Genomic DNA, 19938 nt, shown 5'->3' with positions numbered 1-19938 from the left:
TTATTTTTATTATTTTACCAAGCTGGTACCCAAGCACCCTTTGTATATTTGTCGTAGTCTGCTTTTGTTTCGTCTGTTTGATAGTATTTTACAAGCTCTTTATAAGCTTCGTTGTCTTTATCTTCTTTTCTAGATGCAATTACATTTACATAAATTTTTGCATCCGGATCTTCTGGATCTTCAAGATAAATTGCATCTTGTTTTGGACTTAGGCCAGAGTCTAAGGCAAAGTTATCATTTATAGCTGCTGCTACAACATCATCTAGGGCTCTTGCAGTTTGTGCTGGGTCCATTTCTATAAATTCAAGATTTTTTGGATTTTCTGTAATATCATCTAGTGTAATTGATTCACCTGGTTTACCATTTACTTTTATGATTCCTGCACTTTGAAGTAAGAATAAAGCTCTTGGTCCATTTGATGGATCATTTGAAATTGCAACTCTATCACCATCTTTTAGCTCATCTAGGTTTGCAATTTGATTTGAATAAAATCCTAGGGGAGCAAGCATAGTATCTCCAATTGAAACAATTTTTTCTTCACCTTGTTGGTCGTTAAATTCATTTAAGAATTTGTAGTGTTGGTAACTGTTTACATCTATATCTCCGCTTAATAAAGCTTCGTTTGGTTGTGTATAGTCAGAAAATTTCACTAGTTCTGCTTTTTTGCCAGTACCTTCTTCATATCTTTTGATAACTTCATCCCAAACTTCGTTTTTCTCACCAACTACACCTATTTTTATTGTATCAGATACTTCAGTTTGCGCTTTTTGATCTGTATTTGTGTCTGCACTTTCATTTGCATTATTTGCTCCACATGAGCTTAGGCCAAGTGCTAGAGCCAATCCTAAAGTTAATTTTCCTAATTTTTTCATTATTTCCTCCTTAATGACTTGTCTTTCTTATAAGAAAATTTGCAATTCCTTGTATGATAAATACGACTATTAATATTAAAACAACACTTACAATTACAACATCGTCCTTGTAACGTTGGTAACCTACGGCAATGGCCAAATCACCAATACCACCACCTCCTACAATTCCTGCCATAGCTGTTAAACTAAGTAGTGAAATAAGAGTAATAGATGAAGCGCGTATCAAGCTTGGCAGACCTTCTCTAAGATATACGCTTGTTATAATTTCAAATGGTGATTTTCCCATTGCTTCTGCAGCTTCAATTTTTCCTGGTTCTACACTTGCTAGCGCTTGTTCAACTTGCCTTGCAAAAAATGGCACACAGGAAAATACAAGTGGTACTATTGCAGCAGTTGGTCCAATTCTTGTATTTACAATTTGTTTTGTAATCGGTGCAACTAAAGCTAGCAAAATGATAAATGGTATTGACCTAAAAATATTTGTAAGCTTATCTAAAATGCTATAAACTACTTTATTTTCTAAAATCCTGCCACGGTCTGTAACAACCATTATTACTCCAAGTATAAGTCCAAATATCCCTGCAAATATTGCTGAGACAACTAACATATATAAGGTTGTTTTAAAATCTTGGAATATCCTATCTCTAATTGACCATGAATAATCAAAAAATCCCATCTTTACCTCCTAAAACTTCTACATCAACATTTTTTTCTGCTAGATAATCTCCAATTTTACCTAAACTTTCCTTATCACCTGATAAGCTTACTATCAGATTTCCAACTGGAATACCACTTATAAACTCGATATTTCCAGCCAAAACATTTGTTTTTACAGCAAATTTTTCAAAAAGATCATTGATTAGTGGCTCTGTTGTAGAAGCTCCAACATAATTAAGTTTAACTAAAAGCTCATTTTCTTTTAAGATACCTATGTTTTGTTTTACTTCTTCAATAGTTTCAGCAACATTTGTAGAAGTTTCAACAAATTCACGGGTAAGTGGATCTTTCGGATGGGCGAAAATTTCTAAGGTTGGTCCATTTTCTACAACTTTTCCTGCTTGCATAACTGCACATTTGTTGCAAAGATCTTTTACGACCTCCATTTGGTGGGTGATTATTACTATTGTAAGTCCCAATTTTGCATTTAATTCTTTAAGTAGTTTTAAAATTTGCTTAGTTGTTTTTGGGTCTAGGGCACTTGTTGCCTCATCACAAAGTAAGATTTCTGGATCTGAGGCAAGCGCTCTTGCAATTGCGCATCTTTGTTGCTGACCTCCAGATAGTTCTCTTGGATAGTTATCAGCCTTATCGCCAATGCCTACAACTTCTAAAAGTTCTCTTGCTTTCCTTTCTTTTTCTTCTTTTGGGATATTTAATTTTCTGATAGGATAGATTACATTATCCAAAACTGTAATGTTATTTAAAAGGTTAAAGTGTTGGAAGATCATCCCTATATTTTTTCTTTTTTCCCTTAATTCTTTGTTGGATAAGTTTAGGAGATTTTCTCCATTTATAAGAACTTCTCCAGCACTTGGTCTTTGTAGGAGATTTATTGTCCTAACTAAGGTTGATTTTCCAGCACCGGAAAATCCTACTATGCCGTAGATGTCGTTTTTCTCAACCTTTAAATTTACATCATCTACTGCCTTAAATCCGTCAAAATCGACGGTTATATTTTTTAAATCAATCATTAGCCCCTCCTAAAAAATCAGTGGCAAATTTTACTTGTAAGCCTACTGCATATTTGATGCCTTCTGGATTTAGATCAAATTCTGGTGTGTGAGCTCCTGCTGTTATCCCATTTTCCTCATCTCTTACACCAAATTTGGTATAAACTGATGGACAAAGTCTGGAATATCCAAAAAATGACTCTGATCCAAATGTTGGTTTTCCATCTCTGTAGGCTCCTGGATAAATATCATTTAAAGATTTTATAACTTCATCGGCTAGTTCTGGATCATTTATTGTTGGGTAAGCAACTATTCTTGTATAATCAGAAAATTCAACTTCGCATTTGTGGGCCTTTGCAGTTGCTTGTGTAACTTCTTTTAAGACTTCTAAAGCATCTTCGCCAGCCTTGTCATCAAAAAATCTTAAAGTACCTTTTACATTACATTTATCAGGAATCACATTTGAAGCAGCTCCACCGTTTATAGATCCAAGACCAAAAGTGACTTTTTCATTTACATCTAATTGGTTAACCCAAACTGTTGTTAGGGCTGTTACAATATTTGCTGTTGCAGTTAGTGGATTGATACATTTGTCTGGACGAGACCCATGACCACCTTTTCCAATTACATCAAACTCAACTCCTGCACATCCAGCGTGTGATGGTCCTTTTATAACTCTTATTTCTCCAACTTCTAAAAATGGAGCTTGGTGGTTACCATAGCAGGCGTTTAATCCTTTATCTCTTAGATGCTCAACCATTGCTTCAATGCCACCGCCAGTTTCTTCGCCTTCCTCAAAGATAAAATAAATTTTGCCGTCTATTTCATCCCTTAAATCAGTTAAGATTTTTGCAGTAGTTAAAAGGGTTGCCATATGTGAGTCGTGACCACAAGCATGGCTTACACCTTCATTTTTTGAAATAACTGATTTCTTAAATTTTTTATTGTATTCACTTTCATGTATTGGAAGTGCATCGATGTCTGTTCTAATTCCTAAAGTTTTACCAGGTCTACCTGTATCAAGTAGGGCTGTAAAACCTGTTGTATTTGCTGCATCTTCGACTATCAGTCCAAGTTTTTCGCATTCATTTTTTAAATATTTTGCTGTTTGGTATTCCTTATCACTTACTTCTGGATTTTCGTGTAAGTAATTTCTCCAAGCAACAGTTTGATCAAAATATTGATCAATTTTTGATTTTATAATTTCATTATTGCTCATTAACTCATCCTTCCTAAAATAGGCCATAAAAAAACGCCCCTAAATTCTAATCTTAGAATTTAAGGACGATATAATTCGCGTTACCACCTTAATTTATGTATACTCACGTATACATACACTCATCAAGTACTATCATACTCTACTTCTGTAACGGGAAGTCCCGTGTGAATCTAACTATCGACTCACCCCAAGAAAAGGCCATCTTCATCTAAACTTTTATCCACCCATCTCACCAAAACTGGGCTCTCTGTAGAATGTCCATCTAGACTACTCTTCTTCTCATATGGTTTTGTAAAACTATTTGATAAGTAAATATTACCACGCCTTAAAATGTTTGTCAAATATTTTTTTAAAAATTATTTAAAAAAATGTATTATATTCATTTTTTAATAGCTAAAAAAATGTTGGAGGCTAGGCTGCCTCCAACGGGTGGTAAAATAAATTCACTTATAATATACACCCAAAGAGTCCATTTGCAAGTTTATAGCCCACTTCCTCTAAAGTACTTATAAGGAAATTTATACCATCTTGGATTTGGCAAATATTTTTCGACAGGATTTGATAATTTTTTGCTAAAATAATCTTCTAATTGGTAAAGTTTTTCTTTGCGTTGGTCAAAATATGGATTTGACCCATGATTTTCTAAAACGCCAGCTACACGTTTTTCAATACCTAAATATTCTGTTTTAATAACCCCATCTAAATATTGGATTAATAGGTCATAGTCATTGTATTCATTAAATTTTAGAAAATCACGTATAAATTCTTTTTTATCATCAGAAATATTCCAATCTCCCACATAGGCATCCACATTTTTTATTTGAAAGCTATGGGTTAGAGCAATACGGGCTGGGAAAAAATATGAATCGGCCCTTAAAATCTTATAGCCCTCATAAAAATGCTCAGCATCCTTTGCTCCAGTAGATTTTCCAATATCATGAAGGGCCCCACAAGCAAAGGCAATGTCTGGATCAAGTCCTAGTTCGGGAGCCATTTTTTGAGCGGTTTTGCCAATGGTCCACAAGTGTAAGACCCATTTTCCTGGATTTTTTTCATATCCTTCTTCTAAATATGCTATTATTTTGTCCTTATTTGGAATATTTCCATATCCATCTTTATACATTTTTTATAATCTTCCCATAAGTGTAAATTTTATTATCATCAGCAGATCTTAGCCTATAATCTATGACATCATCATATGTAATATATTCGCCAATAACTGAATTTTTATTCCTAATCTCATGTTTATAGACTATATTCAAAAACTTAATATCCCTTGTATCTAGCTTGCACAAGTCGTATATATAATCAAAATATACGGCATTGTTTACATGAAAATTGCTATCAATATCTGTATATCTTACCATGATTTCTTTGGTATTTTCAAAATCTTTTTTGTAGGTCAAATCTGGCTTTTCATATATCAATTCTTCTTTTTCGCTGGCTTCATTGTGGTTAGGGCTCATCTTTATAGGACGCATCCTATCTATATCTAGGAGCAAAAATACCCCATAGGCCCTAGCAACTATTTCTCCCTTAAAGCTTACTTCTACATTTCTGTGAGCATAAAATTTATTTATATCTACTATATGAGTTGTTACTTCTATCTCCTGGTTATAAGTTACAGGGCTTATAAGTTCAATATCCCAAGAGTAAACAATCCACCTATATTTTTGCTTATCTAAATCTTTATCTAGAATATAAGAATGAGTCAGAGAAACATCTCCCATAATGCTGACCAAGTTTCTTAAAGATAAATTTTCATATCTATCGCATAACATATATGGTATTTTTATTTTTTTACTATAAGACATATAATCCTTCTTTCTAAAATTATTATAGTTTATGACTAATTTTTTGCAAAATAAAATCACACCCGTTTTGGTGTGATTGTTTTTTTATTATTACTCTTTAAACCCCAGGGATAATCATCTGAGCAATTGTAAAGTATACAATTAATGAAAGTGAATCGACAATTGTCGAAATCAATGGACTTGCCATTATTGCTGGGTCAAATCCTAGTTTTTCTGCACCCATTGGTAAAAGTGAACCAACTGCTTTTGCTAAAACTACTATAAATACAATAGTAAGTCCTACAATAAGCGATACATCCATAGCAACTTTATCAAAGAAATAACATTTTAAAAATGCTACAATCCCAAGGGCTAGTCCACAAATAAATCCTACTGTGATTTCCTTTAAAACAACTTTTGCCCAATCCTTTGGCTCCACATCATCAGTTGCCATAGCACGAATTACTAAGGTTGATGCCTGGCTACCAGCATTACCACCACTATCTGTAAGCATTGGCACAAACATATTTAGGGCAATAACTGCTTGGACAATGTGTTGGTAGCCTTTTAGGATTGTTGATGTAAATGTTGCTGATATCATAAGAAACATTAGCCAAGGAATCCTGTTTTTTGCAAGAGAAAGTGGTGTTCTTTTTGAATAATCTTCCTCATCTGGTGTGGTAGCAGCAATACGTTGGAAGTCCTCGGTTGCCTCTTGCTCGATGATCCACATAATATCATCAACTGTAATCAGTCCTACTAAACGATTTGTGTGATCAACTACTGGTAAGGCTGTAAAACCGTATTTTTGGAAGGCACGAGCCACATCCTCTTGGTCATCAGTAGTTGCTACTGTAATAACATCTTGGTACATCAAATCATCTATAAGAGTACCAGGTTTATTGGTTACAATTGATCTTAAAGATACATATCCCAAAATTTCCTTGGTAGGACTTGTAACATAGCAAGTATAAAGAGTAACCATGTCATGTCCTACTTTTTTGATATGGGCAAGAGCATCCTTTACAGTCATATATGGTTTTAGTTCCACAAATTCTGTTGTCATAAGTCTGCCCGCAGAGTCTTCTGGGAATTTTAGGTATTCATTTACCAAATCACGTGTATGTTTATCTGATGATTTTAAAATTCTTTGAACCATAGCCGCTGGCATTTCTTCCAAAGTATCAATCATATCATCAAAGTTTAGCTCCTCTAAAAGCTCTTTAAACTCACGTTCTTGTAAACCATTTTGAAGTTTTTCCTTCTCTTCACTTTCTAGTTCGGCAAAAACTTCGACTGCATCATCTTTTTTAAGGAGTCTGAAGACAACTAGGGCTTGTTCAGCTGATAATTCTTCGATAAATTCTACTATATCAACTGGATTTGTACGCCTTAAAAGTTCTGCAAGTTCGTTTGGTCTTTTCTTTTCTAATAGATATCTAAGCTCAGTTAGCCTATTTTCTGTAGATTTGTATGTGTACATATTATATGCCTCCCTTCTTAGATATTTAGTCCTGGTAATATGGCTTGGGCAATATTAAAGTAAACAATTAGTCCAAGTGAGTCTACTATTGTTGTAATCAAAGGACTAGCCATTATTGCTGGATCTGCTCCTAGTTTTTCTGCAACAATTGGTAAAAGCGAACCAATAGCCTTTGCTAGAACAACAATTGCAAGGATTGTAAAAGCAACAACTAGGGCTACATTCATAGCAACTTTATCAAAGAAATAACATTTTAAAAAGGCTACAAGACCAAGGGCTAGACCACAGATAAGTCCAACTATGATTTCTTTTACAACAACCTTTGACCAATCACTTGGCTCTATGTCATGAGTTGCCATAGCACGGATTACAAGAGTTGATGCCTGGCTACCAGCATTACCACCAGAACCAGTAAGCATTGGTATAAACATATTTAGGGCAATTACTGTCTGGATGACATCTTCATATCTTTTAAGAATGGTTGATGTAAATGCTCCTGATATCATAAGAAACATTAGCCATGGAATCCTGTTTTTTGCTAGAGCCCAAGCAGAAGTTTTGGAATAATCAGCCTCATCTGGTGTAGTACCGGCTATACGTTGGAAGTCTTCTGTATCCTCTTGTTCGATGATCCACATGATATCGTCAACGGTTATAATTCCTACTAATCTATTGGTATTATCAACAACTGGTAGAGCTGTAAACCCATATTTTTGGAAGGTGTGGGCTACGTCCTCTTGATCATCTGTGGTATAAACATAGATGACATCTTCAAACATAAGCTCAGATATTTTTGTATCAAGATCACGTGTTACAATCATCCTAAGTGACACATAGCCTAAAAGTTTGTGAGTCTCATCAGTTACATAACAAGTGTAGACTGTTACCTTATCCTTGCCCACTTCTTCGAGCATAGCCAAGGTTTCTCCTACTGTCATATCAGCTCTAACTTCAACAAACTCAGTTGTCATCAAGGTTCCGGCTGAGTCTTCTGGAAACTGAAGGTACTCATTTACCAAATCACGAGTTTCATTATCAGAAGTCTTTAGGATTTCTTGGACCATAGTTGCTGGCATTTCTTCCAAGGTATCGATCATATCATCAAAGTTTAATTCATCAAGAAGTTCCTTAAACTCATCATCGTTTAGGCCTTCTTGAAGTTTTTCCTTATCGTCTTGGTCAAGCTCAGCAAAAACTTCTACTGCATCTTCTTTTTTAAGCAGCCTATATAAAACTAGGGCTTCCTCTGAGGATAATTCCTCGATAAAATCTACGATATCAACAGGGTTTGTTCTATTAAGGAGTTCTGAAAGTTCTGTTAAATTTTTGTGCTCTAAAAGATAGCTAAGCTCAGCTTTTCTTTCTTCGCTTGATTTGTATTGATCCATGGACCACCTCCTTATTCTATTTCTTTAAGCAGTTCGTTTAAGGCACTTACAAATTGGTTATCATTTTTAAAGTCCATTTTGTTAATATCTAACTTATCATCAGCTTTTACTTCAATATCGGGAGTCACTCCAACCTTATTTATTTGTGTGCCATTTGGTGTGAAATATTCGCTTATAGTGATTTTTGCACCAGCTCCATTATCTAATGTAAATACTTTTTGAACAACTCCCTTACCAAATGATTGGGTACCCACAACCTTTGCTCGATCGCGGTCTTTCATTGCACCTGCCAAAATTTCACTTGCAGAAGCAGAGTTTTCGTTTTGAAGCATAACCAATGGGATGTCGCTAGCATTTGCATCAGACTTTTCTGTTACAACATTTCCTTTTTTATCTTTTGTACTTACAATAACACCCTCATCTAGGAAATTATCAGCAATATTTATAACTACATCTAAGGCCCCACCTGGATTGTTTCTTACATCTAGGATAAGTCCGTCGATATTTTGAGCCATTAGTTTACTATAAGTATCTGAGAAATCTTGCCAAGTAATATCATCAAAGGCCTTAATATGGATGTAGCCTATTCTTTTGCCACGCACTTCTAGGATATCATCATCGATAGTGTCCACATTTACATCCCTACGAGCAACTTTTACATCAAATTCCTTGCTGTTTGTCTTGCCCTCTTCTGTTCTTAATATTGTAAGGGTCACCTCGCTGCCAGCCTCACCTTTGATTTCAGCAACGGCTTCTTCAAGTTGATTAGCTCCATAGGCTTTTCCATTTACTTTTGTAATATAGTCTCCAGACTCAAGACCAGCTTCCTTTGCAGGAGAATCATCAAAAACAGAAACCGCCTTGATGTATCCTTCCTTGCTGGCTTGAACAGAAACACCTATGCCAGTGTAGCGCCCATTAAGTGTTTCCATAAGCTTTTTAAACTCATCTGGTGTGTAATAAGCTGTATATGGATCGCCAAGGTTTGCAAACATTCCCTTTAATGACCCTTCATAAATTTGGTCTTCCTTATAATCAAAAAGAAAATTCTGATCTAGTAAGCTCTTTAATCCCTCCATTTCGGCAATGTGCTCAACATCACGATTGCTTGATGTAGAAGTAAGACTTGCGTTTTTTCCTAGGGTAAAACCAGTAAATCCAACACCTGCCACCAAAATAAGGGCAAGCAGAAATTTTCCAAATTTTTTCATAAATCCTCCTTGAATTTTTTTCTAAGAATAAATCCTTAAAAAAAGGCAATAATAATAAAATTATACTATTTTTTAAAGCTAACATAAAGCTTTTTCCCATTTACTTTCTACCCTATATTTGCCCCTATACAAAATCTTTTTCCCATATTTTTTCCCTATATTAAGCCATTTATCCAATTAAACTTTTTCGTAAATTTGTTTTATTATATCCTTGTCGACAAAATATAAAAAAATAAGCGCGCGCTTTGAAAGGTTTTAATATGAAGATAAATTTAGACAATTCAAAGCAAGTAATGGATGCTTATATGCCATTAATCGTTGCCAATGCTAGGAGATTTTCAGTATTTGAGTTTGATGAAGCTATCGATGAATCAAAAATGATATTAATAGATGCTATACTAGAATATGATGAAAAAAAGGGAACTTTTGGAAACTTCTTAAAGCAAAAACTTTACTACCATTTCCTAGATAAGACCAAGAAAATAAAGCTAGTATCACTTGATGATTTTGATAATGATGGTAATCCAATAATAGAAAGTGTGGTTGATGATTACGATATCGAAAATGATTTGATAGAAGCAGAAACAAATAATATGCTATATCAAAAAATAAATAATCTACCATTAGATTTAAAATCTATAATTTGGGATAAATATTTCCAACATATGACTAATAGGCAAATAGCTGATAAAATGAACTTATCTTATAAAACTATTGCTAATAAATCAAGCCTTGCTTTAAGGATATTAAAGGATGAATTGAGCAAAGAGTAATTTAATTAAAAATAACCCCAAGATTCACAAGGAATTTTGGAGTTATATATTATTAAGCGATTTCTAATTCTCTTTTTGTAACATTCTCAAGCTCAGCCTTATCTTTTATTGATACAGGACCATATTTTGTGACAAGGACAGTTGAAGCAAGCATCCTATCCATAGCAGCCTTTAGATCACTAGGACTGTAGTCAGCTCTAGGATAGTCAATAGAAACTGATTTTTGATTTTGAGATGCATCTTTAAAGTATAATTTTAATTTTCTATTAGCCATTTATATCCTCCTTATAATCTATCCGCTCTTAATAGATATATTTCAACATCATCAGCCTCAGAAAGTGATATATATGCAAGTGCAAAATCTTTTAATTGTTCATCTGAGGCAGCTTCGTTAATTCTAGAAAAAGTCTTAGTAACTTTTCTCTCAGATCCATCGGCAGATACTGCCTTAAACTTAATTTGTAATTTCATATTTCCTCCATTTATTATAAATATATTGTGTAGTGGCCCTACACTTATATATAGAAAAATATAGAGATTTTTCCCGAGGAAATTTTATAAGGATAAAATAATAATCTTGGCAGTGCATGTAAGCTTAAACAGTGATTTATAAAAGCTTATATGACCTTTATAACAGACTTATCCTCGATATGAATACCAATCAAGGAATTTATAATGCAAGTACATGTAGACCTAGCTGTGCGCCTTAATATACGCATGCCGAATTAAAAACTGCTATTATCTAGATAAATATGTTTGATTGAGCATATTTACCTCGACTACTTAGCTCAGGGCGAAAGAGCTCCACAATAAGCGCGTTTTCTTAAGGCTCATAACTGATCGTAAATACAGAATTTTATGTATATAAAAAAGAAAAACACCATCAAAGATGGTGCTAGTCTGGTGGGACTCCAAGGGCTCAAACTCTGTGACCTAGTCCCGGTAGGGTTTTAAATGCTTGCATTTGAAATCTTTGAGATGAGCGATAGCGAATCCAAAGAACTCTTATGAGTCGATAGGCTTATAACCGGTAATTCAAACAAAGTATATATGTAGATAATAAGAAAGGCACCCATAAAGGGTGCCAAACTTGGTGGGCCTCCAGGGGCTCGAACCCTGGACCTACCGGTTATGAGCCGGGCGCTCTAACCAACTGAGCTAGAGGCCCACAAAAATATTAAAAAAGTCGTAGCTTTCTATCCAATCGCCCTTCGTGCTATTGGGAAAGCCTGACGGCCAACCTACCATCCATTTGCTTAATAAATGGTGATAAGTCATTATGGTGGACCTGAGTAGACTCGAACTACCGACCTCACGCTTATCAGGCGTGCGCTCTAACCACCTGAGCTACAGGTCCATAAGATAAATATAAAATATAATATAATTTTTTTGGCAGGGGAGACAGGACTTGAACCCGCGACATCCGGTTTTGGAGACCGACGTTCTACCAGCTGAACTACTCCCCTATATTTTTTAAAAAAATAAGACCCTATAGAGGGTCCTCGGTCCGTTAGGACCTGCGGTTATTTCGTGCTAAGGCACGAGTCCTCCTTAAGCCGGACAGGCTTGTTTCGCATACGGCGACCATTTCATGGAGAGTGCTCCAATAGCCGCACAGGCTTTTATTGGTGCCCAGAGGCGGAATCGAACCACCGACACGAGGATTTTCAGTCCTCTGCTCTACCGACTGAGCTATCTGGGCATAATATATTTTATTGGCGGAGAAGGAGGGATTTGAACCCTCGCATCCCTTTTGAAAGGATCTACTCCCTTAGCAGGGGAGCCTCTTCAGCCACTTGAGTACTTCTCCATTGGCGGAGAGGAAGGGATTCGAACCCTTGTGAGCCGAAAGACTCTAACGGTTTTCAAGACCGCCCCGTTATGACCGCTTCGGTACCTCTCCATATGTAATTATTAATAAGATTTATATTATATTGTAAGTAATCAAATGGCTAAAAGATTCAAAGCCAATTTAATTGACTTTCGCCTATTATTTTGTATTAGATTAGCCTATCTCAAACGAAATAGGCTTTTCTAATTTGGTGACCCATCGGAGATTCGAACTCCGGACACCCTGATTAAAAGTCAGGTGCTCTACCGGCTGAGCTAATGGATCATATTGGCTGGGATAGCAGGACTCGAACCTACGCATACCAGAGTCAAAGTCTGGTGCCTTACCGACTTGGCTATATCCCAAAGATAATTGTTTAATGCAGTAACAAAATATATTATACCACACTTTTATAAAATAACCAAATTTTTTGTAAGGTTTTTTTTAATATATCAAGAAGATATATTGTGGCGCGCCCTCCAGGATTCGAACCTGGGACACACGGATTAGAAGTCCGTTGCTCTATCCAGCTGAGCTAAGGGCGCATGGAGCGGGTGAAGGGAATCGAACCCTCGCAACCAGCTTGGAAGGCTGGGGCTCTACCACTGAGCTACACCCGCATTATGCGGATTATAATGGTAAAACAAATTTTATCAATCATTAAGTCCTAAAATTTAAATGGTGGGGATGAGCGGATTCGAACCACTGAAAGCAAAGCTAACGGATTTACAGTCCGTCCCATTTGGCCAACTCTGGAACATCCCCAAAATTATTTTTTGTTAAAGAATTTTATATTCTTTATCTCACTCCTTTAATAAAAGAAGTGGATTGGAGCTGATGATAGGACTTGAACCTACAACCTATTGATTACAAATCAATTGCTCTGCCAATTGAGCTACATCAGCACATTGGATCACTATTGCAATCCAAATGGCGACTCGGATGGGATTCGAACCCACGACCTCCGCCGTGACAGGGCGGCATTCTAACCAGCTGAACTACCGAGCCATATAATAACTATAAAAGTAATAATTGGTGGAAGTAACAGGGCTCGAACCTGTGACCCCCTGCTTGTAAGGCAGATGCTCTCCCAACTGAGCTATACTTCCATATTTACTTAATACATTATAAGTTAAAATCAAATATCTGTAAAACGGAGTCTGGGATTCGTAACCCAGTCCCTTGTAGGGTGGAAAGTACGGAGTACTTTTCATTTTCGAGATGAATCAAAGCGCAAGCTATTGATGAATCCGAAAAACTTACCACCGACGGTGGTATCCCCGTCAAACGAAGATTTTATCTTTATATAAAAGTAATATTAATAGTGGTGACCCTACCGGGATTCGAACCCGGGATACCACCGTGAAAGGGTGGTGTCTTAACCGCTTGACCATAGGGCCTTGTGAAACGACTTGATAAGTATATCATATTTTTTTATATTTTGCAAGTTTTTTTATGTAATGGTTGCGGGAGCAGGATTTGAACCTACGACCTTCGGGTTATGAGCCCGACGAGCTACCAAACTGCTCCATCCCGCGTCAAATTCAATAATTAAGGAATTAATGCTCCTAAAAAAACCATATTCTATAAAAGAGCTATGCTCCATTAATTCACCAGATAGTGATTAAATTAGTGTTAAAAACCAATTTTGGTGCCGAGGACCGGAATCGAACCGGTACGGTGTTTAACCACCGCAGGATTTTAAGTCCTGTGCGTCTGCCAGTTCCGCCACCCCGGCATAAATAAATATTATTTATCTGGCATTAGCCCTCGGGCTTTACTTTGCAATATTCGCTTGTATCACGACTATTTTAAAGCCAATGGAGCTAATTTTGGCGCTCAGGGTGGGACTCGAACCCACAACCTACCGGTTAACAGCCGGGTGCTCCACCATTGAGCTACCTAAGCATAGTTATACTTAAATTAATCTAATATATTTTTTACATTTATATCTAACTAGCCAAGATGGCTAGCTGATATTAAATGTTTAGCAACTTCCTACTCTACCGGGAGGTCACCCTCCGAGTACCATCGGCGTTAGTAAGCTTAACTTCTGTGTTCGGTATGGGAACAGGTGTATCCTTACTGCCATCGTCACTATATTCTTTGAACCTTTAAATAGCATCTGATCTTATCGATTAGACCTCACACTTGTGAGAAACAATATTTCCAGTCAAGATTAAAAGTTTAGTATCCATTAGCTTAATACATTACTGCACTTACACCTTGGACCTATCAAACGTATTTTCTTTACGTACTTTTAGAAATCTTATCTTGAGGGTTGCTTCGTACTTAGATGCTTTCAGTACTTATCAATTCCATACTTAGCTACCCAGCTATGCTCCTGGCGGAACAACTGGTACACCAGTGGTATGTCCATCCCGGTCCTCTCGTACTAAGGACAGGTCCTCGCAAATTTCTTACGCCCACGCTGGATAGGGACCGAACTGTCTCACGACGTTCTGAACCCAGCTCGCGTGCCTCTTTAATGGGCGAACAGCCCAACCCTTGGGACCTACTTCAGCCCCAGGATGAGACGAGCCGACATCGAGGTGCCAAACCTCCCAGTCGATGTGGACTCTTGGGGGAGATAAGCCTGTTATCCCCGGGGTAGCTTTTATCCGTTGAGCGATGGCCCTTCCATGCGGTGCCACCGGATCACTAAGTCCGTATTTCTACTCTGCTTGAGCTGTATCTCTCGCAGTTAAGCTCGCTTTTGCCTTTGTACTCTACGAATGGTTTCCGTCCATTCTGAGCGAACCTTTGAACGCCTCCGTTACTTTTTAGGAGGCGACCGCCCCAGTCAAACTGCCCAACTGACAATGTCCTTTGCCCTGATTAAGGGTCAATGTTAGAATTCTGATATTAGAAGGTTGGTATCCCAAGGATGGCTTGGCACATACTGGCGTACATGCTTCTTCGCCTCCCAACTATCCTGTACATCTAATCTCAAAATCCAATATCAGCCTACAGTAAAGCTCCACGGGGTCTTTCCGTCCTAGCGTGGGTAAGTCGCATCTTCACGACTACTACAATTTCACCGGATCCTTTGTTGAGACAGTGCCCAAATCGTTACACCTTTCGTGCGGGTCGGAACTTACCCGACAAGGAATTTCGCTACCTTAGGACCGTTATAGTTACGGCCGCCGTTTACTGGGGCTTAAGTTCTAGCCTTCGCTTGCGCTAAGCCTTCCCCTTAACCTTCCAGCACCGGGCAGGTGTCAGCTCCTATACTTCATCTTACGATTTTGCAGAAACTTGTGTTTTTGGTAAACAGTCGCTTGGGCCTGGTTTCTGTGGCCATATCGCTATGGCTCCCCTTCTCCCGAAGTTACGGGGACATTTTGCCGAGTTCCTTAACAAAGGTTCTTCCGCGCGTCTTGGTATTCTCTACCTCCCTACCTGTGTCGGTTTTGGTACGGGCGCTTTGGTCATCGATAGTGACTTTTCTTGGCAATTTGAAATCGGCTACTTCTCTACTCATGTTTTCGATACCTATCACACATTAGCTTTTTGATTAGCGGATTTGCCTACTAATCAGCCTTTGTGCTTAGACTGCCATCCATCGGGCAGCTTAGCTTATCCTCTTGCGTCATCACTTCTCTAATAGCGACTTTAAGCGGTACAGGAATATAAACCTGTTATCCATCGGCTACGCCTTTTGGCCTCGCCTTAGGTCCCGACTTTCCCTGAGGGGACGAGCCTTGCTCAGGAGTCCTTGGGGTTTCGACGGGGATGATTCTCACATCCCTTCTCGCTACTCATGCCAGCATTCTCTCTTGTATTAAGTCCACGCCTGCTTTCGCTTGGGCTTCTTCCCTAATACAATGCTCCTCTACCACTGATAGAGTATTTAAAATTGCTGGTAAATACTTTGACGTTTTAACCAGGTTCATACTATTTTTAGTATGACTGTTGTTTGGTGATAATTATAGTTATTACAACTTACCTTGTATCTTAGTTTTGATATTTGCGTAAATTATTTTGATAACTCGTTTTATCTTGATTGTATATTGTTAATATTTCCGTCTAAGTTTTACCTTTTTCTTCTCTTATATTCTAGAGTTGATTGAGCAATTTTAAATTCTCTATCAATCCGAAGCTTCGGTAATGAATTTTAGCCCCGTTTATTTTCGGCGCAAACCCACTTGACCAGTGAGCTATTACGCATTCTTTAAATGTATGGCTGCTTCTAAGCCAACGTCCTGGTTGTCTTAGTAGGTTCACATCCTTTTCCACTTAATCCAGATTTTGGGACCTTAGCTGTCGGTCTGGGCTGTTTCCCTTTCGACTTAGGAGCTTATCCCTCTAAGTCTGACTCCATGATCTGATTTTTTGGCATTCGGAGTTTGATAGGCTTTGGTACGGTAAGCCGCCCTAGGCCAGTCAGTGCTCTACCTCCGCAAATCTTTAATCATAGGCTAGCCCTAAAGCTATTTCGAGGAGAACCAGCTATCTCCGGGTTCGTTTGGTTTTTCGCCCCTATCCACAGTTCATCCGATGCGTTTTAAACCGCACCCGGTTCGAGCCTCCAGTGAATTTTACTTCACCTTCACTCTGACCATGGATAGATCACCCGGTTTCGGGTCTATCGCACTTAACTTTCGCCCTATTAAGACTCGCTTTCGCTTTGGTTCCGTCTCTTAAAGACTTAGCCTTGCTAAGTACGATAACTCGCTGGCCCATTCTACAAAAGGTACGACATCACACTGTTGTGCTCTGTCTGATTGTAGGCTCAAGGTTTCAGGTTCTGTTTCACTCCCTTTTCGGGGTTCTTTTCACCTTTCCCTCACGGTACTTGTTCGCTATCGGTCACATGTTAGTATTTAGCCTTAGGGGATGGGCCCCCTATCTTCACAGCAAATTTCTCGTGTTCACTGCTACTTGCCCCCACAATATATTTTCTTTTGCTTACAAGACTGTCACTTTCTTTGGTTCATCTTCCCAAATGATTCTGCTAAAAAATATATTTCTTATTGGGTTGGGCTGTTTTCTTTTCGCTCGCCGCTACTTGGAAAATCGAGTTTTCTTTCTTTTCCTCCTGCTACTTAGATGTTTCAGTTCGCAGGGTCTTACTTCATAAAGCTATGTATTCACTTTATGATGACTGTGTCTTCCACAGCCGGGTTTCCCCATTCGGATACCTAGGGGTCATCGCTTTTTGTGAGCTTGCCCTAGTTTTCGTTCACTTACGTCCTTCATAGTCTTCATGTGCCAAGGCATCCACCTTGAGCCCTTTTTTTCTTGACTGGAAATATTGTTTGCTATTTAATTTTAAGCTTAAGCTGAGTGAGTTCGAAATCTTTGATTTCGAATTATTTTGAATTCTGTCATTTTTAATGACAGAGGCAAAATAACGCTAGTACTTGTTTGTACTATTTTTAATTCAGTTTAAGTGGTTCATTTTATTTTCTAATGTACGGATTAATTACCCATACGATCAGCGTCGTAGATTCCTGCAAACCCGCTTCGCGCGTTTGGAAATCCTGACGGCCGACCTACCATCCATTTGCTTTGCAAATGGGGTTAGGTCTTGCTGGTGGAGATAAAGAGATTCGAACTCTTGACCCCCTGCGTGCAAGGCAGGTGCTCTCCCAACTGAGCTATATCCCCATATTTACTTTTTATATTATATAGTTGGTTATTGAAATTTAATTTATATCAATGATTATGTCTGTGTTTCTAATTGATAGAGAATAACGTATCATTCTCTGCCTGGCTAGTGGATTTTCTTTCCTCTTTGTAGAGGCGTCCTAGTCTCTGTTTTGCAAGCAAAACATTCGCCTAGGATGAAAAGTGCTTTGCACTTTCCACCCACCAGGCCGGGCTTCCTTAGAAAGGAGGTGATCCAGCCGCACCTTCCGATACGGCTACCTTGTTACGACTTCACCCCAGTTACTGACCCTACCTTCGACTGCTGCTCCCTAAAAGGTTAGCTCACAGGCTTCGGGTATTGCCAACTTCCATGGTGTGACGGGCGGTGTGTACAAGACCCGGGAACGCATTCACCGTGGCATTCTGATCCACGATTACTAGCAACTCCAACTTCATGCACTCGAGTTGCAGAGTGCAATCCGAACTGGGACAGGCTTTTTGAGTTTTGCATCAGATCACTCTGTAGCTTCCCTCTGTACCTGCCATTGTAGCACGTGTGTAGCCCAAGTCATAAAGGGCATGATGATTTGACGTCATCCCCACCTTCCTCCGGTTTGTCACCGGCAGTATTGCTAGAGTCCCCAACTTAATGATGGTAACTAGCAAAAGGGGTTGCGCTCGTTATGGGACTTAACCCAACATCTCACGACACGAGCTGACGACAACCATGCACCACCTGTATTACAGTGAGCCGAAGCTCTAAGGATCTATCTCTAGATGCCCTCCGTAATATGTCAAGACTTGGTAAGGTTCTTCGCGTTGCTTCGAATTAAACCACATGCTCCGCTGCTTGTGCGGGTCCCCGTCAATTCCTTTGAGTTTCACACTTGCGTGCGTACTCCCCAGGCGGAGTGTTTAATGCGTTAGCTGCGGCACCCAGATTTACTCCAGACACCTAACACTCATCGTTTACGGCGTGGACTACCAGGGTATCTAATCCTGTTTGCTACCCACGCTTTCGTACCTCAGCGTCAGTTAATGGCCAGAAAGTCGCCTTCGCCACTGGTATTCCTCCTAATATCTGCGCATTCCACCGCTACACTAGGAATTCCACTTTCCCTTCCATTACTCAAGGTTTCCAGTTTTAGAAGCTTACTATAGTTGAGCTATAGCCTTTGACTTCTAACTTAAAAACCCGCCTACGTACCCTTTACGCCCAATGATTCCGGACAACGCTCGGTCCTTACGTATTACCGCGGCTGCTGGCACGTAATTAGCCGGACCTTATTCGTATAGTACTGTCATTTTCTTCCTATACAAAAGATTTTTACAACCCGAAGGCCTTCTAAATCACGCGGCGTCGCTGCATCAGGGTTTCCCCCATTGTGCAAAATTCCCCACTGCTGCCTCCCGTAGGAGTCTGGGCCGTGTCTCAGTCCCAATGTGACCGTACACTCTCTCAAGCCGGCTACTGATCGTTGCCTTGGTGAGCTTTTATCTCACCAACTAGCTAATCAGACGCAAGTCCATCTTACACCGCTAAACACTTTGACTTACTCTTCATGCGAAGTTAAAGTTTCATAGGGTATTATTCTCCGTTTCCAGAGGCTATCCCCTTGTGTAAGGCAGGTTACTCACGCGTTACTCACCCGTTCGCCACTAATCCATTCATTTTCATTCCGAAGAAATCTAATGAGTTTCATCGTTCGACTTGCATGTGTTATGCACGCCGCCAGCGTTAATCCTGAGCCAGGATCAAACTCTCATGAAAAATTATTTAACTACTATTTTAAAATAATAGTTTTAAGTTTTGTTCATAAAAGCTTTTTGATTCAAGCTCTTTTCATTTACACTGATCTTTTAATCAATGCGTGATTTATTTCTCGGCCGTTCCGTCCTGTGACCACTCCGTGGAGGGTCCTCTTTTGGCCGGACTGGCCTGTTAATCATCCTTTTATCAAAAAAATCAACTTGGTTAAAGTTGTCAATAACTTTTTAGTTATTTATTGATAGGTTGATTATGTTTTGTTTTACATAATCATTGATATTAAATTTCATTTTAGATGTTTGTTTTAACATCCGGTTCATATTGTCGTTGTTTGT

12 protein-coding genes, 19 tRNA genes, 3 rRNA genes and 1 other annotated feature are annotated in these 19938 nt (G+C 38.5%); of the genes, 1 reads left to right on the top strand and 33 read right to left on the bottom strand.

Features of this window, described 5'->3' with window-relative positions; translation table 11 throughout:
- Positions 1–14: 14 nt before the first annotated feature.
- The 9 genes from ACKRLN_RS00170 to ACKRLN_RS00130 form a co-directional block, all read right to left on the bottom strand.
- Positions 15–872, bottom strand: coding sequence for a MetQ/NlpA family ABC transporter substrate-binding protein (locus tag ACKRLN_RS00170; RefSeq protein WP_296141849.1), 858 nt, complete (start codon positions 870–872; stop codon positions 15–17).
- Positions 873–882: 10 nt separating this feature from the next.
- On the bottom strand, positions 883–1548 hold the full coding sequence (locus tag ACKRLN_RS00165) for a methionine ABC transporter permease (RefSeq protein ID WP_296141851.1): 666 nt from the start codon (positions 1546–1548) through the stop codon (positions 883–885).
- Complete coding sequence (locus ACKRLN_RS00160; RefSeq protein WP_296141852.1) at positions 1535–2563, bottom strand: methionine ABC transporter ATP-binding protein; 1029 nt, start codon at positions 2561–2563, stop codon at positions 1535–1537. The genes ACKRLN_RS00165 and ACKRLN_RS00160 overlap by 14 nt, the downstream gene beginning before the upstream one ends.
- A complete protein-coding gene (locus ACKRLN_RS00155; RefSeq protein ID WP_296141853.1) occupies positions 2556–3761 on the bottom strand; it encodes a M20 metallopeptidase family protein in 1206 nt (401 codons plus the stop codon). The genes ACKRLN_RS00160 and ACKRLN_RS00155 overlap by 8 nt, the downstream gene beginning before the upstream one ends.
- 58 nt (positions 3762–3819) lie before the next feature.
- Positions 3820–4053, bottom strand: a binding site (T-box leader).
- Between the two features lie 189 nt (positions 4054–4242).
- Positions 4243–4884 (bottom strand): HD domain-containing protein, encoded by a 642-nt coding sequence (locus tag ACKRLN_RS00150; RefSeq protein WP_203127436.1) that lies wholly within the window; start codon positions 4882–4884, stop codon positions 4243–4245.
- Positions 4877–5575 carry an acyl-[acyl-carrier-protein] thioesterase gene (locus ACKRLN_RS00145; RefSeq protein WP_296141854.1) on the bottom strand — a complete coding sequence of 233 codons (699 nt, stop codon included), beginning with the start codon at positions 5573–5575 and terminating at the stop codon, positions 4877–4879. The genes ACKRLN_RS00150 and ACKRLN_RS00145 overlap by 8 nt, the downstream gene beginning before the upstream one ends.
- Positions 5576–5672: 97 nt before the next feature.
- Positions 5673–7037: a magnesium transporter gene (gene mgtE / locus ACKRLN_RS00140; protein ID WP_416334896.1), complete on the bottom strand. Its 1365-nt coding sequence runs from the start codon at positions 7035–7037 to the stop codon at positions 5673–5675.
- 17 nt (positions 7038–7054) lie between these two features.
- Entirely contained in the window at positions 7055–8425 is a 1371-nt protein-coding gene (gene mgtE, locus ACKRLN_RS00135) for a magnesium transporter (protein ID WP_416334895.1), read from the bottom strand.
- An 11-nt stretch (positions 8426–8436) separates the two neighbouring features.
- On the bottom strand, positions 8437–9636 hold the full coding sequence (locus ACKRLN_RS00130) for a S41 family peptidase (protein WP_416334894.1): 1200 nt from the start codon (positions 9634–9636) through the stop codon (positions 8437–8439).
- Positions 9637–9896: 260 nt separating this feature from the next.
- On the opposite strand from ACKRLN_RS00130, the gene ACKRLN_RS00125 reads away from it, so the two are divergent.
- Positions 9897–10409, top strand: a complete 513-nt coding sequence (locus tag ACKRLN_RS00125; protein WP_416334893.1) for a sigma-70 family RNA polymerase sigma factor — start codon at positions 9897–9899, stop codon at positions 10407–10409.
- 52 nt (positions 10410–10461) lie between these two features.
- On the opposite strand, the gene ACKRLN_RS00120 is transcribed toward ACKRLN_RS00125, so the two are convergent.
- The 24 genes from ACKRLN_RS00120 to ACKRLN_RS00005 form a co-directional block, all read right to left on the bottom strand.
- Entirely contained in the window at positions 10462–10683 is a 222-nt protein-coding gene (locus ACKRLN_RS00120) for a DUF2922 domain-containing protein (protein ID WP_416334892.1), read from the bottom strand.
- A gap of 11 nt (positions 10684–10694) precedes the next feature.
- Entirely contained in the window at positions 10695–10880 is a 186-nt protein-coding gene (locus ACKRLN_RS00115; RefSeq protein ID WP_203127429.1) for a DUF1659 domain-containing protein, read from the bottom strand.
- Between the two features lie 620 nt (positions 10881–11500).
- A tRNA-Ile gene (locus tag ACKRLN_RS00110) sits at positions 11501–11577 on the bottom strand.
- 112 nt (positions 11578–11689) lie between these two features.
- Positions 11690–11766 (bottom strand) — tRNA-Ile (locus ACKRLN_RS00105).
- A gap of 33 nt (positions 11767–11799) precedes the next feature.
- Positions 11800–11875, bottom strand: a tRNA-Trp gene (locus ACKRLN_RS00100).
- A gap of 160 nt (positions 11876–12035) precedes the next feature.
- A tRNA-Phe gene (locus ACKRLN_RS00095) sits at positions 12036–12111 on the bottom strand.
- Between the two features lie 14 nt (positions 12112–12125).
- Positions 12126–12219 (bottom strand) — tRNA-Ser (locus tag ACKRLN_RS00090).
- 2 nt (positions 12220–12221) lie between these two features.
- Positions 12222–12312: transfer RNA gene (locus ACKRLN_RS00085), tRNA-Ser, on the bottom strand.
- A gap of 137 nt (positions 12313–12449) precedes the next feature.
- Positions 12450–12525, bottom strand: a tRNA-Lys gene (locus ACKRLN_RS00080).
- A gap of 4 nt (positions 12526–12529) precedes the next feature.
- Positions 12530–12605 (bottom strand) — tRNA-Gln (locus ACKRLN_RS00075).
- Between the two features lie 103 nt (positions 12606–12708).
- Positions 12709–12785 (bottom strand) — tRNA-Arg (locus ACKRLN_RS00070).
- A 1-nt stretch (position 12786) separates the two neighbouring features.
- Positions 12787–12860, bottom strand: a tRNA-Gly gene (locus ACKRLN_RS00065).
- 59 nt (positions 12861–12919) lie between these two features.
- Positions 12920–13005 (bottom strand) — tRNA-Tyr (locus ACKRLN_RS00060).
- A 64-nt stretch (positions 13006–13069) separates the two neighbouring features.
- Positions 13070–13145: transfer RNA gene (locus tag ACKRLN_RS00055), tRNA-Thr, on the bottom strand.
- 26 nt (positions 13146–13171) lie between these two features.
- A tRNA-Asp gene (locus tag ACKRLN_RS00050) sits at positions 13172–13248 on the bottom strand.
- A gap of 25 nt (positions 13249–13273) precedes the next feature.
- A tRNA-Val gene (locus ACKRLN_RS00045) sits at positions 13274–13349 on the bottom strand.
- Positions 13350–13565: 216 nt separating this feature from the next.
- Positions 13566–13640: transfer RNA gene (locus ACKRLN_RS00040), tRNA-Glu, on the bottom strand.
- Positions 13641–13701: 61 nt separating this feature from the next.
- Positions 13702–13778, bottom strand: a tRNA-Met gene (locus tag ACKRLN_RS00035).
- A 111-nt stretch (positions 13779–13889) separates the two neighbouring features.
- A tRNA-Leu gene (locus ACKRLN_RS00030) sits at positions 13890–13978 on the bottom strand.
- A gap of 95 nt (positions 13979–14073) precedes the next feature.
- A tRNA-Asn gene (locus tag ACKRLN_RS00025) sits at positions 14074–14148 on the bottom strand.
- A 77-nt stretch (positions 14149–14225) separates the two neighbouring features.
- A 5S ribosomal RNA gene (rrf, locus tag ACKRLN_RS00020) occupies positions 14226–14342 on the bottom strand.
- 67 nt (positions 14343–14409) lie between these two features.
- Positions 14410–17490: ribosomal RNA gene (locus tag ACKRLN_RS00015) — 23S ribosomal RNA — on the bottom strand.
- A gap of 287 nt (positions 17491–17777) precedes the next feature.
- A tRNA-Ala gene (locus tag ACKRLN_RS00010) sits at positions 17778–17853 on the bottom strand.
- A gap of 223 nt (positions 17854–18076) precedes the next feature.
- Positions 18077–19606, bottom strand: a 16S ribosomal RNA gene (locus tag ACKRLN_RS00005).
- Together the 16S, 23S and 5S rRNA genes with 19 tRNA genes alongside form the textbook arrangement of a ribosomal RNA operon.
- Between the last annotated feature and the right edge of the window lie 332 nt (positions 19607–19938).

Origin of the sequence: Anaerococcus sp. AH8042_DFU013_CI05 (assembly GCF_047936775.1) — a bacterium.
Classification (GTDB): Bacteria; Bacillota; Clostridia; order Tissierellales; family Peptoniphilaceae; genus Anaerococcus.
The sequence above is the reverse complement of the archived record's forward strand: the minus strand, read 5'-3'. Positions and strand labels throughout refer to the sequence as shown.